Origin of the sequence: Streptomyces sp. CB02366 (assembly GCF_001905905.1) — a bacterium.
Taxonomy (GTDB): domain Bacteria; phylum Actinomycetota; class Actinomycetes; order Streptomycetales; family Streptomycetaceae; genus Streptomyces.
Window position 1 is genome coordinate 1,191,178 of sequence record NZ_LIVT01000001.1, and the last position, 14,561, is coordinate 1,205,738.

Annotated in this window: 13 protein-coding genes, 1 pseudogene and 1 CRISPR repeat array; of the genes and pseudogenes, 8 read left to right on the plus strand and 6 right to left on the minus strand. The window is 71.5% G+C overall.

The window, feature by feature from the left end; all coding sequences use genetic code 11:
- Positions 1-204, plus strand: a pseudogene (locus AMK24_RS33900) (sugar kinase); the annotation flags it as partial.
- Positions 205-238: 34 nt separating this feature from the next.
- On the opposite strand, the gene AMK24_RS05285 reads toward AMK24_RS33900, so the two are convergent.
- Together AMK24_RS05285 and AMK24_RS05290 are read right to left on the minus strand one after the other, a co-directional pair.
- Positions 239-511 (minus strand): DUF4031 domain-containing protein, encoded by a 273-nt coding sequence (locus tag AMK24_RS05285; RefSeq protein ID WP_073765360.1) that lies wholly within the window; start codon positions 509-511, stop codon positions 239-241.
- Complete coding sequence (locus AMK24_RS05290) at positions 508-879, minus strand: hypothetical protein (RefSeq protein ID WP_073765361.1); 372 nt, start codon at positions 877-879, stop codon at positions 508-510. The genes AMK24_RS05285 and AMK24_RS05290 overlap by 4 nt, the downstream gene beginning before the upstream one ends.
- Positions 880-984: 105 nt before the next feature.
- On the opposite strand from AMK24_RS05290, the gene AMK24_RS05295 reads away from it, so the two are divergent.
- The 4 genes from AMK24_RS05295 (at position 985) to AMK24_RS05310 (ending at position 6,125) form a co-directional block, all read left to right on the plus strand.
- Entirely contained in the window at positions 985-1,902 is a 918-nt protein-coding gene (locus tag AMK24_RS05295; protein ID WP_073765362.1) for a MurR/RpiR family transcriptional regulator, read from the plus strand.
- Between the two features lie 94 nt (positions 1,903-1,996).
- Positions 1,997-2,977, plus strand: coding sequence for an N-acetylmuramic acid 6-phosphate etherase (gene murQ, locus AMK24_RS05300; RefSeq protein ID WP_073765363.1), 981 nt, complete (start codon positions 1,997-1,999; stop codon positions 2,975-2,977).
- A gap of 50 nt (positions 2,978-3,027) precedes the next feature.
- Positions 3,028-4,602: a PTS transporter subunit EIIC gene (locus AMK24_RS05305; protein ID WP_073765365.1), complete on the plus strand. Its 1,575-nt coding sequence runs from the start codon at positions 3,028-3,030 to the stop codon at positions 4,600-4,602.
- A gap of 413 nt (positions 4,603-5,015) precedes the next feature.
- On the plus strand, positions 5,016-6,125 hold the full coding sequence (locus AMK24_RS05310) for a hypothetical protein (RefSeq protein WP_073765367.1): 1,110 nt from the start codon (positions 5,016-5,018) through the stop codon (positions 6,123-6,125).
- Positions 6,126-6,246: 121 nt separating this feature from the next.
- Here AMK24_RS05310 and AMK24_RS05315 read toward each other — a convergent pair whose 3' ends face one another.
- From AMK24_RS05315 to AMK24_RS34575, 4 genes are all read right to left on the minus strand, one after another.
- Entirely contained in the window at positions 6,247-6,786 is a 540-nt protein-coding gene (locus AMK24_RS05315) for a hypothetical protein (RefSeq protein ID WP_143203689.1), read from the minus strand.
- 199 nt (positions 6,787-6,985) lie between these two features.
- Positions 6,986-7,453 (minus strand): hypothetical protein, encoded by a 468-nt coding sequence (locus tag AMK24_RS05320; RefSeq protein ID WP_073765713.1) that lies wholly within the window; start codon positions 7,451-7,453, stop codon positions 6,986-6,988.
- A 152-nt stretch (positions 7,454-7,605) separates the two neighbouring features.
- The gene (locus tag AMK24_RS05325) at positions 7,606-7,950 is read right to left on the minus strand and encodes a hypothetical protein (protein ID WP_073765371.1); all 345 of its coding nucleotides are present in this window, start codon (positions 7,948-7,950) and stop codon (positions 7,606-7,608) included.
- Between the two features lie 211 nt (positions 7,951-8,161).
- Entirely contained in the window at positions 8,162-8,398 is a 237-nt protein-coding gene (locus AMK24_RS34575) for a hypothetical protein (protein ID WP_073765373.1), read from the minus strand.
- Positions 8,399-8,535: 137 nt separating this feature from the next.
- Here AMK24_RS34575 and AMK24_RS05335 point away from each other — a divergent pair, with 137 nt between their 5' ends.
- The 3 genes from AMK24_RS05335 (at position 8,536) to AMK24_RS05350 (ending at position 14,545) form a co-directional block, all read left to right on the plus strand.
- A complete protein-coding gene (locus tag AMK24_RS05335) occupies positions 8,536-9,894 on the plus strand; it encodes a hypothetical protein (protein WP_073765375.1) in 1,359 nt (452 codons plus the stop codon).
- A 751-nt stretch (positions 9,895-10,645) separates the two neighbouring features.
- Positions 10,646-11,772: a CRISPR direct-repeat array (repeat unit 29 nt; unit sequence GTGGTCCCCGCGCACGCGGGGGTGGTCCC).
- Between the two features lie 69 nt (positions 11,773-11,841).
- The gene (locus AMK24_RS05340) at positions 11,842-13,185 is read left to right on the plus strand and encodes a transcriptional regulator (RefSeq protein WP_073765377.1); all 1,344 of its coding nucleotides are present in this window, start codon (positions 11,842-11,844) and stop codon (positions 13,183-13,185) included.
- A gap of 619 nt (positions 13,186-13,804) precedes the next feature.
- Complete coding sequence (locus AMK24_RS05350; protein WP_073765381.1) at positions 13,805-14,545, plus strand: alpha/beta hydrolase; 741 nt, start codon at positions 13,805-13,807, stop codon at positions 14,543-14,545.
- The last annotated feature ends 16 nt before the right edge of the window (positions 14,546-14,561 follow it).

Sequence of the window (14,561 nt, forward strand, 5' to 3'; positions counted from 1 at the left end):
ATCGCGAAGAGCACGGGGAGCGGCACGGCCCGCGCGGCGGACGGTACGGGCCGGGCAGGGGACGGTACGGGTCGGACGGCGGACGGTACGGACCGCACGGCGGACGCCGATCCGCGCGGCCGGGCCCGGGTCGCGGAGGCCGTCGAGCAGGCCGAGCGCCCCCGGGCGGCCGACTGCGCGGCGGGCGGCGCGGCCCCGGCCTGACGCACCCGGCCGAAGGGGCGGCCGGCCCCGGGAATCACCCCGGGGCCGGCCGCGCCTTCGGCCTTCGCAGGCCGGCTGCCGTGAGCCTCCGGACCAGCTCCTTCGACCCGATCTCCCGCGCCCCGGCCCGCACCGCGTCCGCGTAGTGCGCCTCCGGTACGTCGTAGTGGTCGCGCTCGAAGGCGCGCGGCGGGCAGCCGATCGCGGCGGCGAAGGCGTGCAGCTCCTCGAACGAGACGTCGCTGACCAGGTGCGACCAGAGGCGGCCGTGGCCGGGCCAGGTGGGCGGGTCGATGTAGAGCGTCACCGCCGCAGTACCTCGCCCAGCGCCCCCACCGGGGCCACCGCGACGGCCGCCTTGGTGCAGACCCAGTGCGGGTCGGGGCCCAGCTCCGGTTCCACGTCCAGCGCGTGCGGCTCGTCCTCCGCCGAGCACGCGGGGCACAGCGGCCACCGCCCGTACCGCTCCAGCAGCGCGTCCTGCACGTCCTGGGCGACCAGACCGGCCAGGAACTCCGCGCCCTCCGGCCACTGCTCCACCCACCACCGCCGGTGCGTCACCGCGTCCTCGACCAGCGAGACGATGTCCGCCTCCGCCACGCCGGCCGCCACCAGGTCGGCCATGACCAGCGCACGGGCGGTGTGCAATGCCTGCTCCAGGGGGTTCAACTCCATGCCCCCATTGTGCGCCCGCGCGCGGAACGTCCCGCCGCGGGCTCCGCCAGAGGTAGAGACCGCTGAGGGGTTGACGGGCCCCAGGGTTGAAAATATCTTTCAGGTGTGACCAGTGACGTGAAGGAAAGTTTCAACAGCGAATCTCCGCCCGCCCCCGCGGCGCTCGCCGCCAAGGTCCGGACCCTCGCCCCCTCCATGACCCGCTCGATGCAGCTGGTCGCCGAAGCCGTGGCGGGCGACCCGGCCGGCTGCGCCGCCCTCACCGTCACCGGCCTCGCCGAGCGCACGGGCACCAGCGAGGCCACCGTCGTCCGCACCGCCCGCCTCCTCGGCTACCCCGGCTACCGGGATCTGCGCCTCGCGCTGGCCGGCCTCGCCGCGCACCAGGAGTCCGGCCGGGCCCCGGCCGTCACCGCCGACATCGCGGTGGACGACCCGATCGCCGACGTCGTCGCCAAGCTCGCCCACGACGAGCAGCAGACCCTCGCCGACACGGCCGCCGGGCTCGACACCGTACAGCTGGGGGCCGCCGTCGCCGCCGCCGCGACCGCCCGCCGCATCGACGTCTACGGCGTCGGGGCCTCCTCCCTCGTCGGCCAGGACCTGGCACAGAAGCTGCTCCGGATCGGCCTCATCGCCCACGCCCACATGGACCCGCACCTCGCGGTGACCAACGCGGTGCAGCTCCGCAGCGGCGACGTGGCCATCGCGATCACGCACTCCGGCTCCACCGGCGACGTCATCGAGCCGCTGCGGGTCGCCTTCGACCGGGGGGCGACCACGATCGCGATCACCGGGCGGCCCGACGGGCCCGTGTCGCAGTACGCGGACCACGTGCTGACCACGTCCACCGCGCGCGAGAGCGAGCTGCGCCCGGCCGCCATGTCGAGCCGGACCAGCCAGCTGCTCGTCGTGGACTGCCTGTTCATAGGCGTCGCGCAGCGGACCTACGAGACCGCCGCGCCCGCCCTGGCCGCCTCCTACGAGGCGCTGGCCCACCGCCACACCCCGCGCGCCCGCTGACCGGGCCCGCACCCGTACGCGTACGCATCCCAGCACACCGAACAGCCCAGCACCCCGAACAGCCCAGCACTCCGAGAAAGCCGAGCCGCACCCCATGACCTCCACCACCGACGCGAACACCCCCGCCCCCGGCGCCCCCGACGCCTCCGGGACCTACGGCGAGCTGCGCGCCCAGCTGGCCACCCTCGCCACCGAGGCGTTCCGCCCCGAGCTGGCCGAGATCGACCGGCTGTCCACCGAGGAGATCGCGCGGATCATGAACGGCGAGGACGCCACCGTCCCCACCGCCGTCGCCGAGCGGCTGCCGCAGATCGCCGCGGCCATCGACGCCACCGCCGAGCGCATGGCCCGCGGCGGCCGGCTGATCTACGCGGGCGCGGGCACGGCGGGCCGCCTCGGGGTGCTGGACGCCAGCGAGTGCCCGCCCACCTTCAACACCGACCCGTCCGAGGTCGTCGGCCTGATCGCGGGCGGCCCCTCCGCCATGGTCACCGCCGTCGAGGGCGCGGAGGACAGCAAGGAGCTGGCCGCCGCCGACCTGGACGGGCTGAAGCTGACGGCCGACGACACGGTGGTCGGCATCTCCGCCTCCGGCCGCACGCCGTACGCGATCGGCGCGGTCGAGCACGCCCGCGCCCGGGGCGCCCTGACCATCGGGCTCTCCTGCAACGCCGGGTCCGCGCTGGGGGCCGCCGCCGAACACGGCCTGGAGGTCGTCACCGGTCCCGAGCTGCTCACCGGCTCGACCCGGCTCAAGGCGGGCACCGCGCAGAAGCTCGTCCTCAACATGATCTCGACGATCACGATGATCCGGCTCGGCAAGACGTACGGGAACCTCATGGTCGACGTCCGCGCCTCCAACGAGAAGCTGCGGGCCCGCTCCCGGCACATCGTCTCCCTGGCCACCGGCGCGTCCGACGCCGAGATCGAGGCCGCCCTCGCGGCCACCGGCGGCGAGGTCAAGAACGCGATCCTCGTCGTCCTCGGCCAGGTCGACGGCCCCACCGCCGCGGCCCGCCTCGCCGAGGCGAACGGCCACCTCCGCGCCGCCCTCACGGCCGTCCGCACCACCTGACCCACCCCAGGGGCACCCCCCACCCCCCGCACAGCAAGGCACCGAGCACCATGGCCACTGAAGACAAGAACCGCGCCACCGCCGCCGCGATCCTGCCGCTCGTCGGCGGCCCGGCGAACGTCGCCTCCGTCGCCCACTGCATGACCCGGCTCCGGCTCGGGCTGCACGACCGGTCCCTCGTCGACGACGAGGCGCTGAAGGCCCTGCCCGCCGTGATGGGCGTCGTCGAGGACGACACGTACCAGATCGTGCTGGGTCCGGGCACGGTCGCCCGCGTCACCCCGGAGTTCGAGCAGTTGGTCGAGGAGGGCCGCGAGGCCGCCCCGGCCGCATCGCCCGCGCCGGCCCCCGAACCCGGTACGGCCCCCGCCACGGCGGAGGAGCTGGCCGCCCAGGGCGCCGCGATCAGGGCGGAGCGGAAGGCGAAGAACGCCACCCCGTTCAAGCTGTTCCTGCGGAAGATCGCCAACATCTTCGTCCCGCTGATCCCCGCCCTCATCGGCTGCGGCATCATCGCCGGGCTCAACGGCCTGCTGGTGAACCTGGAGTGGCTGCCCGCGGTGACGCCCGCGCTGGCGGCGATGGCATCGGGCTTCATGGCGCTGATCGCGGTGTTCGTGGGCTACAACACGGCGAAGGAGTTCGGCGGCACGCCGATCCTGGGCGGTGCGGTGGCCGCGATCATCGTCTTCCCCGGCGTCGCGAACATCGACGCCTTCGGCCAGACGCTCTCGCCCGGCCAGGGCGGCGTGCTCGGCGCGCTGGGCGCGGCGGTGCTGGCGGTGTACGTGGAGAAGTGGTGCCGCCGCTGGGTGCCGGAGGCCCTGGACGTCCTGGTCACCCCGACCCTGACGGTGCTGGTCTCCGGCCTGGTGACGATCTTCGGCCTGATGTACGTGGCGGGGGAGGTCTCGTCCGCGATCGGGACGTTCGCCAACTGGCTGCTGTCCAACGGCGGCGCGGGCGCGGGCTTCGTGCTCGGCGGCCTGTTCCTCCCGCTGGTCATGCTGGGCCTGCACCAGGCGCTGATCCCGATCCACACGACGCTCATCGAGCAGCAGGGCTACACGGTCCTGCTCCCCATCCTGGCGATGGCGGGCGCCGGCCAGGTGGGCGCGGCGGTGGCGGTGTACTTCCGCCTCCCCCGCAACGAGTCGATCCGCCGCACGATCAAGTCGGCGCTCCCGGCGGGGCTGCTGGGCGTCGGCGAACCCCTGATCTACGGCGTCTCACTCCCGTTGGGCCGCCCGTTCATCACGGCGTGCGTCGGCGGGGCCTTCGGCGGCGGGTTCGTCGGTCTGTTCAACCAGCTCGGCGACACGGTCGGCTCGACGGCCATCGGCCCGTCCGGCTGGGCCCTGTTCCCGCTCCTGGACGGCAACCACGGCCTGGGCTCCACGATCGCGATCTACGGGGGCGGCCTGCTGGTGGGCTACGTCGCCGGCTTCCTCGCCACGTACTTCTTCGGCTTCGGCAAGGAACTGCTGGCCGAGTTCAACGTCTCCCGGGAACCGGCCCCGTCGACGGTCGCCGCCACGGGGGGCACGCCCCCGGCCCCGACGGCGACCGGCCCGGACCATCCAGACCCGGGCCCCGACCCGGCGAAGGCTCCGGCGGGGGTCTGACGCCGGGCCCGGCAGAGGGCTGAGACCGAGGTGAGCCCGGATCCGCACGGCGGGTCCGGGCTCCCCCGTGTCCGGCCCCGGGGCGCAGCAGCCCGTCCCGCGCCTCAACCCCGCACGGCCCGGCCCCGCCCCGTCCGGACCCGCCCAGACCCGCCCTGCCCCGTCCGGTCGCGTGTCCCGCCGCACCGGTTCGTCCGCGCACCAGGCACAGCGCAGCGACGGTTTCACCCCGACGCAGCAGCGGAAGCCTCATCAGTCCGACGTTCCGATGTTCGCGACGAGGCGGTTCCGAGCACCGCAAGGGGCGGCCCCACCGGGCCACGGGCGTGACCACCTGGGCAGCGGTGCCGCGCAACACACCTGTTCGGCGGTGAATCCCCCGCCTTGCGGCATCGGTCCGCTCCCATTACCGCATGCCGAAAACCCTGCCCCTCCCCCCTGGCGTGCGCCGCGACGTACGACGGTCCGCCGTCCGTGCCGCGCTGGCCGTCACCGCGGCCGCGACCCTGACCGCCGCCGGTTTCACGGTGGCCAGCACCGGTGCCCGGGCCGCCGACGGCGACGTGGCCACCAGCGTCCTGGCCGACCTCACCATCTCCGACGTACCCGCGGCCGGACTGGACGCCTTCAACGGCGTCTTCGGCACCGCCGGCTCCCCTCCGAACGGGGGGCTCGACAACGGAGACCTCTCCGACCCGTCAGGGGTCCTGAACTACCTGACCGTACGCGGCCAGGCGGTGGTCAGAACGAACGCCGAGACCGCGAGGAACTGGGCCCAGGCGCAGGCGTCCGGGTTCACCCTGTCGCTGAACGAGCGGGACTTCCTCGCCGTGGGATCCCTGGACGCCTACGCCGAGTGCATCCCCGCCCCCATCGGCCCGCTGGCCCTGGCCTACGCGCGCACCGACTCCAACACCATCGGCGTCCTGGGACGCCAGGTGCCCACCGGTACGACGCAGATCGAGGTCACGGGAGCGGAACTGGGCGCCGCCGGCGTCAGCACGGCCACCCTCACCGTCCAGTACGACCAGATCGAGGACCCCTCGGGCGGCGGCTACCAGCCGCAGAGCTCCGCCCGCGCCGGCCTCGACATCACCATCTCGGGCGCCCTGCGCGACGAGGAGGGCCAAGAGCTGTACGACGGGCCCCTGGTCGACGTGGAGCTCGGGCACGTGGACGTCACCTGCGACGGCACCACCTCACCGCCGGTCACGACACCCCCGCCCACCTCGCCGCCGGTCACGTCGCCACCGCCCACGGAACCGCCCATCACCATCCCGCCCGTCACCGTTCCCCCGGTCACCGTGTCGCCCATCACCGTGCCGCCGGTGACCGACCCTCCCATCACGATCCCGCCGGTCACGGTCCCTCCCGTCACCGTCCCGCCCGTCACGATCCCCCCGATCACCCTCCCGCCGACGAAGCCGCCGGTCACCAAGCCCCCGACGCCCAGCCCCACGCCGACGAAGCCCGGACCCAGCCACGAGCCGGACTACGGCTACGGCGACCGCGGCGACCACTGAGCACACGCCTCGGCAACCCGGTGACCGCGCTCCACACCGGGTCAGCGGCAAGGGGCTGACACCAGCCTCCGGCAGGGGGCCGGCACCGGGCTGAGCCCGGATCCACCCGGTGGGTCCGGGCTCAGCTCCCGGGCCCGCCCAGCTTCGCGCGGATCGCCCGGTTGAACATGAGGGCGACCCCGACCGCGACGAAGACCAGCCCCAGGACCCGGCTGCCCGCGGAGGCGCCGCCGGAGACGAGGACGGACACACCTCCGAGGACGCCGACGACGAAGCCGAGAACCCGCACGCGCAGCTGGCCGGGCCCGGCGTCGGCCGCCGCCGCCCGCCACTTCCCGCGCGGCTTCGGGGGCCGCGGCTCGTCCGGTTCGGCGGCGACGGGTCGGCGGAAGGTGTGGACGGTGTCGCCCGCGAAGACCCGGACCGCCTGGTGGGCCGGTTGGACGTACCAGCTTCGCCCGGAGACGTGGACGGACACGTCGTCGGGCCGGGGCGGCAGCGCCCGCAGCCGACCTGCGGCATCCCGGCAGTCGTCCTCACCGCTGCGGCCGTCCAAGTGCGCCTTAAGCGCCTCCCGCGCCTGTACGGCGGTCGCATATGTGCGCTTGCTGAACTGGACCCGCTCCCCCTGGACGTGCGCCCAGCCCCAAGTCCCCGCCATCTCCGCCCCCGTTCGCCCGGCTCCGACCGGCGGCCCCTGTCGGGGGCCCTGCCGACAGGCCATCAGACCAGCCGCCCACCCGGAAGATGAGAGCTTTCCGGAATGAGCCGGGTCACGCCACGCCTACGGGACCGGGGCTTCGGCCTGCGCGGCCGGGCGGGGCCCACCCAGAACAGCGGCCGGCGACTCGGCCTGTGGGTCAGCGCTCGTCGCAGTCGCCGTGGGGGCCGGGGTCATCGGCGGCGCTTCCGTACGCCCGCTCGGCGTCGCTCCGGATCTGTGCGTGGTGGGCGTCGCGCAGGGGGTCTCTGACGTGGAAGCTGTGGTTGCCGGGGTGGTCGTCGTACAGGTCGCACCACTGCCGGTAGTTCTCCTTGACGTGGTGGATGCGGACGGGGCACAGGGGAAGGGCGGTGAACCGGTGGTGGACGCGGTGGCCGCCCGGACTGTCGGTCCACAGGAACCACAGGCTTGCGGGCAGTTCCGTTTCCGCGGTCCACAGGCGCGCGGCATGCTCGATCGCCTCGCCGTGCTCGCCCAACTCGCAGAGCACGTAAGGATGGTCGCCAAGAAGATCGCCCGCATCGTCCGGGGCTCCAGCCATGCCCACGAGAGCTGCGAGTGCTTGGTGGGGCGGGAGCGCGGTGACGGCAGTGCATTGCAGCACGGTGAGTCGGATCTCTTTCGTCTGTGCCGGCGCAGCGCGAGGCCCCGCCGACGCGTACGTGGGGCAGTACGACGGCAGGTCCCGCCCTCTCACCACGCCGGGCAGCCGCCCGGCGCCCGCACGGGGCACGTTTCCTGCCGTGACGTGGCCGCTCAGGAGAAACCCTCTCCGGTGTCGGACCGGCCGGACGGGGAGGAACACTGCAGTTCCCGCATCCGCTCGAACTCCCGCGCAAACGATTCGAGTTGAGCTGCCATCGCCCGGGTCTCGTCCACGGCCAGGACGCCGAGCCTGATGCGGTAGGCGTCCTTGACATCGGTGCAGGCGTGACAGACCTTCTCGGCCGATACCTGTTCCAGGTTCACCCCGAACCGCAGCAGGGCGTTGACCAGCCGGACACCGGCCTCCACCGCCACATCCCGGTCGGGGTCGTCCAAGTACTCGGGCCCGACCGGGTCGCATACAGCCAGTCCGTCCACGGGGCTGCGGTGAAGCATCACACGATCCATCTCTCTGTGCGGGACGCCCGCCCGGCCCTCATTCCGGCCAGCCACGGGAGAAATCGTCAGAACATGCCGCCGACCGCGCCCAGGGAAGCGGGGTCGGTCTCGACACGGGCCGACGCGACACGGCGCATCCCGTACGAGTACGCAGGGGAACAACACCTGTGCGCAGCCGACTTGCCGAGCAGCCGTCAGCGCCAGCCGGTCACAGCACCTCGCCCCGGCTCCGGGCGTTCACACGAGCGATCTGAGCACGCAGACACTCGGCAGTCGTCGCCGGCCGTACGCGCTCGGGCACCGGCTCCCACTCGACACCACCGCCCACGGGCCGCAACGACCAGTACGGACCAGCGACTCCACGGAATGCGCCCACGCGATCGGAGCGCCCTATGTCCACCACGAGCGTGCCGACCCTCGGCAGCGGACTCGCTTCCTGTTCCATTTTTCACCTTCGTGGGAACTTGCTTGATTGCACCCGTGCACCTCGTTCGTGCACGCTGAGCTAACCGTGCGAGCCACATTGCCCGGTACCGTTGAGAGGACGCCGGATCATAAGATCCATAAGCCCTAGGGGTTGGGATGGTCGCAGAGCCAGGAGCACGGCGTAACCAAGAACTGTGCACCCTGCTTGAGCAGGCCGGATACTCGGAAACCAAATTCGCCCGCGCTGTGAATCGTGTGGGGGCCGAGGCTGGACTGGTTCTGGCCTACAAGCAGCCCTCCGTGTCTCAGTGGAAACAGGGAACACAGCCGAAACCGCAGGTGAGAGCCGTGATTCTGGCCGTTCTCGAACGCCGGCTGGGGCGCCCGGTGACCTATGCGGAAGCAGGATTGCAACCACCGGCAGGCGACCGGAACGGATCTCGGCGCGACACCGTGGAGTCCTTGATCAATCTAGGGAAGGAAGACATGAACCCCTCCCGTCGCAAACTCTTGACCACGGGCCTGTACTCCGCCGCCCTCACCGTTCCAGCCTTTTCTGCTCTCACTTCCGCCGCAGAGGCTGATGATCGCGACCGTTTCACCCGGCCGACCGGCAGAATTGGCCCCGGAGAAGTCGAGACTGTCCGCCGGATGACGGGCAAGATCGCCGATATCCTCGATGAACTGGGGGGCGGGCACGCCCGGCCGATGGCAGCCGCGTTCATGGTGAACACGGTCGCGGGCTACTTGCGCGCCGCCGCCTCGGAGAAGGTTCACCGCGACATGCTTTCGGCCGCGTCGGACCTTACGTATCTCACTGGCTGGATGGCGATGTACGAACGGGCCCACGGGCTCGGCCAGACCTACTACCTGCGGGCGCTGGACCTGGCTCAGGAGTCGGGTGACCAGCTCACCTACAGCCGCACTCTGCGCGGTATGAGCTTGCAGGCATCCCACCTGCGGTACGGGCAAAAGGCCCTGGACTACGCCGATTCAGCAGCCGAGGCGGCCCCACAGGCGGGCCCGCGTCTCGTCGCGTTCCTGCGCGGGCAGCAAGCTCACGCTTCGGCCATGGTGGGTGATCGGCAGGGAGCGATCGCCCGTCTCAAAGAAGCGGAAACCGCTCTGGCCCGGGCGGATTTCCGACGCGACGCCGTAGGCGGGTACGACCAGGCCGCGTTCCTCTTCCACGTGTCCCACGTGCACTACGAAACGCGCGAACTCGCGGCCTCCATCAAGGCACTTCGGTCCTCCATCCGGATCATGTCCCCCCTGGAGCGGCAAGGAAGGCTCCATGCGCACGCGGTGCTGGCGCAACGACAGCACGAGTACGGGCACGTGGAGGAGGCATGCGCCTCGTGGGGCCGCTTCCTCGACGACTACGAGGGGCTGTCCACAGCGCGGGGCGACGAGCATTTCGACAAGCTGCGCGCCCTGAGCACACCGCGGCCTTCGGCTGCCGTACGCAAGCTCCAGGACCGCATCCAAGCGGTGGCCCGGCTCAAAGCTGCATAACCCCGCTCCGGAAACCGGGACGGCTCCGTCGCGCCCTCATGCCGGAGTGCGGCAAACCCCTTCACACGACGCATGGCCGGGGTTCACTTGCTCCTCTGCGGACGCATCGCTTCACTGCGCGCCCGGGGTCGCCGCGTTCCGAGGACGCGATGGACGACATGCGGCTGCCTGACGCACCCGTCCTCGACGCCACGCACGCGCTACGAACCCGGCTGGTTCGGTAGTGATCGGGGTGCCGCGTGCGGACCGATGGGCATGTTCGCCTGATCCGACCCCAGGCCGCGCAGACTTGGAACGAGTGCGCCCGCTCAGCCGTCCGGCCCGAGCCGGCTCCTGCGGTCAGCGAGGACGGCGTCACCGGGTTCCTCGTCTCGCTCGACCGCATCATCCTGCAACCCGCCTGTCCCCTCAGCACACCTTCCGGAGACGCGTGCCCCACCCGTACGCCCTACCGCCCGCCTGGGCCGCAACGACAACCGTCTCGTCCTCTCCACCGACGACTGCGCCACCCACGAACCCCTCGGAAGCGCGCGGCCCGCTCGCGGCGTGCGCACCGACTGGAACCACGTCCCCCGAGAGGCAGAACCCCGCCTCTTACGCCGAAGCCGGACCGACCAAACTGCCAGCGGGCAGAATGACACCGACTGCACCATGCTCTTGACCGCTTCGTAACGGAAGACCAGATATGCCGGTTTCTCAAGAAGTAAGTAAAAACCGCCACCCCGCCCCCTAAACCCGCAGGTCACGAACTGTGGTCCCCGCGCACGCGGGGGTGGTCCCGCACCGCACCGCCGCGCCGGATGGATATCACCGTGGTCCCCGCGCACGCGGGGGTGGTCCCGCGGCCCTTGAGCGGATGTTCGGCGGCACGCAGTGGTCCCCGCGCACGCGGGGGTGGTCCTCTCGGCGTTGCGCTTGCGGGCCTTGCGCCAGCGTGGTCCCCGCGCACGCGGGGGTGGTCCCCGGTAGAGGGTGCCGACGTCGAGCTGCTCCACGTGGTCCCCGCGCACGCGGGGGTGGTCCCGCCGCGCGCGACGTCGGCGCACCTCTGGCACTGTGGTCCCCGCGCACGCGGGGGTGGTCCCCGACCTCACCCGGGACCGGTACGGCTACGTCAGTGGTCCCCGCGCACGCGGGGGTGGTCCTGCTCGTCGACGAGCGCCTGGCCGTCATCGACCGTGGTCCCCGCGCACGCGGGGGTGGTCCCCGGTTGCGCACCGGGTTGCCGAACCGGTTGTGGTGGTCCCCGCGCACGCGGGGGTGGTCCCGGCTTGACGTGCCCCTTCAGGGCGGGCGCCCGGTGGTCCCCGCGCACGCGGGGGTGGTCCCAAGAAGCTCGCAACTGTCCTCCCGGCCGTCGCGTGGTCCCCGCGCACGCGGGGGTGGTCCCTTGCTCGTCTTGCCATCCGCCTGCGGCGGAACGTGGTCCCCGCGCACGCGGGGGTGGTCCCCTCGGCGCCCGCGAACTGCGCAAGAAGGACGGGTGGTCCCCGCGCACGCGGGGGTGGTCCCATCCGGCGTTGCGATCACCGGGCCCTGGACGGGTGGTCCCCGCGCACGCGGGGGTGGTCCTGGCCGGTGAGCCCTGTGGCCCGCTACCGGGGAGTGGTCCCCGCGCACGCGGGGGTGGTCCCGCCGAGACCCCCCGTCGCGGTGACGGGGGGCCGTGGTCCCCGCGCACGCGGGGGTGGTCCCTCCTCCAGGGCGCGGGCGAACAACTCCCGCGCGTGGTCCCCGCGCACGCGGGGGTGGTCCCTGGGGCAGCCCGCGCTCATCGACGGTGAGCGGGTGGTCCCCGCGCACGCGGGGGTGGTCCCGAGGCGTCACAGTAGGCACAGCTCCACCACTCGTGGTCCCCGCGCACGCGGGGGTGGTCCCGGGTTGGGAAGCGCGCAGGGTTTAAGGGCGTTAAGCGATGGGCTGAGTTGTGCAGGGGGTTGAGCGACCGTGGGCACCAGCGGGCCGAACACAACGTTAGAACGTCTGTTCCGCGAGACCGGCTGGACGCTGCGGCAGTGCGCGCAAGCGATCAACAGGGTGGGAACCGAGCGCGGCACCCCCAAGCAGTACCGCGCGCCCTCGGTGCATCAATGGATGAGCGGGAGTCTTCCGCGCGACGATGCCCGCTCGCTGATCTTGGAAGCGTTCGCCCGACGGCTCGGGCGCCCCGTCACACACGCGGAAGCCGGCTTTCCGCACCCTGCCGAGGCAAAGGGGGCGGAGGTCAGCACAGTTGACGGGATCATCGATCTTGGGAGGCTGGACATGGACCCTTCCCGCCGTGGCGTACTGGGCGTCGCCCTGTTCTCCGTCGCGTTGACCGTCCCCGAGTGGCCGGACGTGGTCGGGCGCATCGAAGCCGCCCAAAACGGCGCGCGGACCCGTATCGGCATGTCCGATGTCCACACGGTCTCCGCGATGACAGAACAGCTCTCCACCATGGACGACCAGTTCGGCGGCCGCACGGCGCGTCCTCTGGCCGCAACCTTTCTCGTGAACACGGTCGCACCGTTCCTGCGTGTGCCAGGACCCGAGGATGTACGGAAAGCCATGATGTCCGCGGCGTCCGATCTCTGCTATCTCACCGGATACATGGCGGTTGACGAGGGCTTGCACGGTCTCGCACAGCGCTACTACCTCAAGGCACTGGAGCTTGCAGGAGCGTCCGAAGACCACTTGACGTACTGCACCACGCTCCGAGGCATGAGCGTGCAGGCCGTCGACCTCGGCCAAGGCCCGGTGGCGAAGCGGCTCGCCGACTCGGCCGCCGCATCGTCGCCGCAGGCCGGTCCACGCATGCGCGCCTTCCTCGCGGGACAACAGGCCCACGCCGCCGCCCAGATCGGGGACCGCAGGTCCGCACTCATGTATCTGCGGGAAGCGGAGACGGCCATGGACAAGGCGGAATCAGGCGCGAAGGTGTTCGGCTCTTACGACCCGGCTTCGCTCAACTACCACACCAGCCAGGTCCGTTATGAGATGGGCGACCTGCGCGGCGCGGTTGAGGCCCTGCAAGAGTCGGACCGGCTTCGGTACAGCGTCTACCGACGCACACGCGTCAAGGAACGAGCGATCCTTGCCGAGCGGCAGCTGTCCATCGGCCACCTGGAGGCCGCATGCCAGACATGGGGGCTCGCGCTGGACGACTATCCATTGGTCAACAGTGGCCGTATCGACAAACGCATGACGGACATGTTCAACCTGATCCGGCCCCACGTCCGTAACCAAGCCGCCCGAGCCTTGAACGAGCGCGCCCGTTCGGTCGTCCGACCCGAGCTGATCCCGGCGTAGCGAAGCCCGCCACTCCCTGAGCCGGGAACGTGCCAGGAGCCACGCGGGCGCGGGCGCCCTGCCCTTGACCGACCGCAACGGCGTGCAGGCCGTAGGCACCCCCGCAGAGCCCGCCTCCGCTCGGATCTTCGATCAGCTCGACCGACTCGACCGACTCGACCAAGCGCTGGCCCCTGCGTTCAGCCAGGACAGCGTCGCCGAGTTCCGCGCTTCGGTCGGCCCCGTGATCGGCGGCTCGGCCGCCGCCTCCGCACACCTTGTCGACGCCGGGGCGACCCTGTCACAACAACACCAACGGGTTTTGTTCACGGAAGCGACAGCATCTGTAAACGAGGTCGGGGGACGGCAGCGGTGCGCTGTGCTCGATATCCATGGGAAGCCACAGCGCCAATGCACCCCGTTTCCTGAGTGGGTCGCTGAAGCGGCGCCACGGAGAACCACAAAACCCGTTGGAGGACGAGGGCGACACCTGCTACGTTCCCGGGAGGCCGTGCGACAGATCGAGGAGGTGGTACCCGTGAACACAGTATTGACATGGGTGCTCCCCTCCGGGGTCACGGTCGGGCGATAGGCAGGTCGTCCGGGAGCGCCGTCCGGTGCACTCCCGAAAGGCACGACCATGCATTTCACTTCCGAGCAGGCCCTCGACGACGGCGTCCTCGAACGCGAGTTCACCCTCGGCGAGGTCCCCGGCATCCTGTGGACGCCTGATTCCGCATCCGCATCCGCACCGGTGCCGCTGATCCTGCTCAGCCCCCCGCCGCTCGGACTGCGCAAGACGTATCCCCGACTGGTGGCCCGAGCCCGGCACGCTGCGGCGGACGGCTTCGCCACAGCCGCCATCGAGCTCCCCGGAAGCGGCGACCGGCCCCGCCTGCCCGGCGCCGAGCGGGCCCTCTCCGACCTGCGCCGGGCGCTGGAAGCCGGCGAGCCGGTCAACGACGAGACCATCGACACCCTCATCCTCCCCCTGGTCGACAAAGCGGTCCCAGAATGGCAGGCCGCCCTGGACGCCATCCTGGCGCTGCCCCAGATCAACGGCCCAGTCGGGTATTCGGGGGGAGTGATCTCCATCGGAACCCGCTTGGCAGTGGTCGAGCCGCGCATCTCGGCTGCTGTTCTGTTCGCCGGAAGTTTCGTGCCTCGCGCGATGTTCGAGGAGGCCCGGCAGGTCACCATCCCGCTGCATGTCCTGCTGCAGTGGGACGACGAAGGGAACGACCGGCAGGCGGCCCTGGACCTGTTCGACGCGTTCGGCTCCAGGGAGAAGACCCTGCACGCCAACATGGGCGGACACACCGGTGTCCCGCAGTTCGCAGGGGACGCCGCGGCCCAGTTCTTCACTCGCCATCTGAAGTGAGTCCGGGCCGTCAGAT

Excerpts from the sequence above, each read along its gene's own strand:
- AMK24_RS34575 (WP_073765373.1), bottom strand. The coding sequence starts at position 8,398 with ATGGAACAGGAAGCGAGTCCGCTGCCGAGGGTCGGCACGCTCGTGGTG.
- AMK24_RS05310 (WP_073765367.1), top strand. The coding sequence starts at position 5,016 with ATGCCGAAAACCCTGCCCCTCCCCCCTGGCGTGCGCCGCGACGTACGA.
- AMK24_RS05350 (WP_073765381.1), top strand. The coding sequence starts at position 13,805 with ATGCATTTCACTTCCGAGCAGGCCCTCGACGACGGCGTCCTCGAACGC.
- AMK24_RS05325 (WP_073765371.1), bottom strand. The coding sequence starts at position 7,950 with ATGCTTCACCGCAGCCCCGTGGACGGACTGGCTGTATGCGACCCGGTC.
- AMK24_RS05315 (WP_143203689.1), bottom strand. The coding sequence starts at position 6,786 with ATGGCGGGGACTTGGGGCTGGGCGCACGTCCAGGGGGAGCGGGTCCAG.
- AMK24_RS05290 (WP_073765361.1), bottom strand. The coding sequence starts at position 879 with ATGGAGTTGAACCCCCTGGAGCAGGCATTGCACACCGCCCGTGCGCTG.
- AMK24_RS05335 (WP_073765375.1), top strand. The coding sequence starts at position 8,536 with ATGGTCGCAGAGCCAGGAGCACGGCGTAACCAAGAACTGTGCACCCTG.
- AMK24_RS05305 (WP_073765365.1), top strand. The coding sequence starts at position 3,028 with ATGGCCACTGAAGACAAGAACCGCGCCACCGCCGCCGCGATCCTGCCG.
- murQ (WP_073765363.1), top strand. The coding sequence starts at position 1,997 with ATGACCTCCACCACCGACGCGAACACCCCCGCCCCCGGCGCCCCCGAC.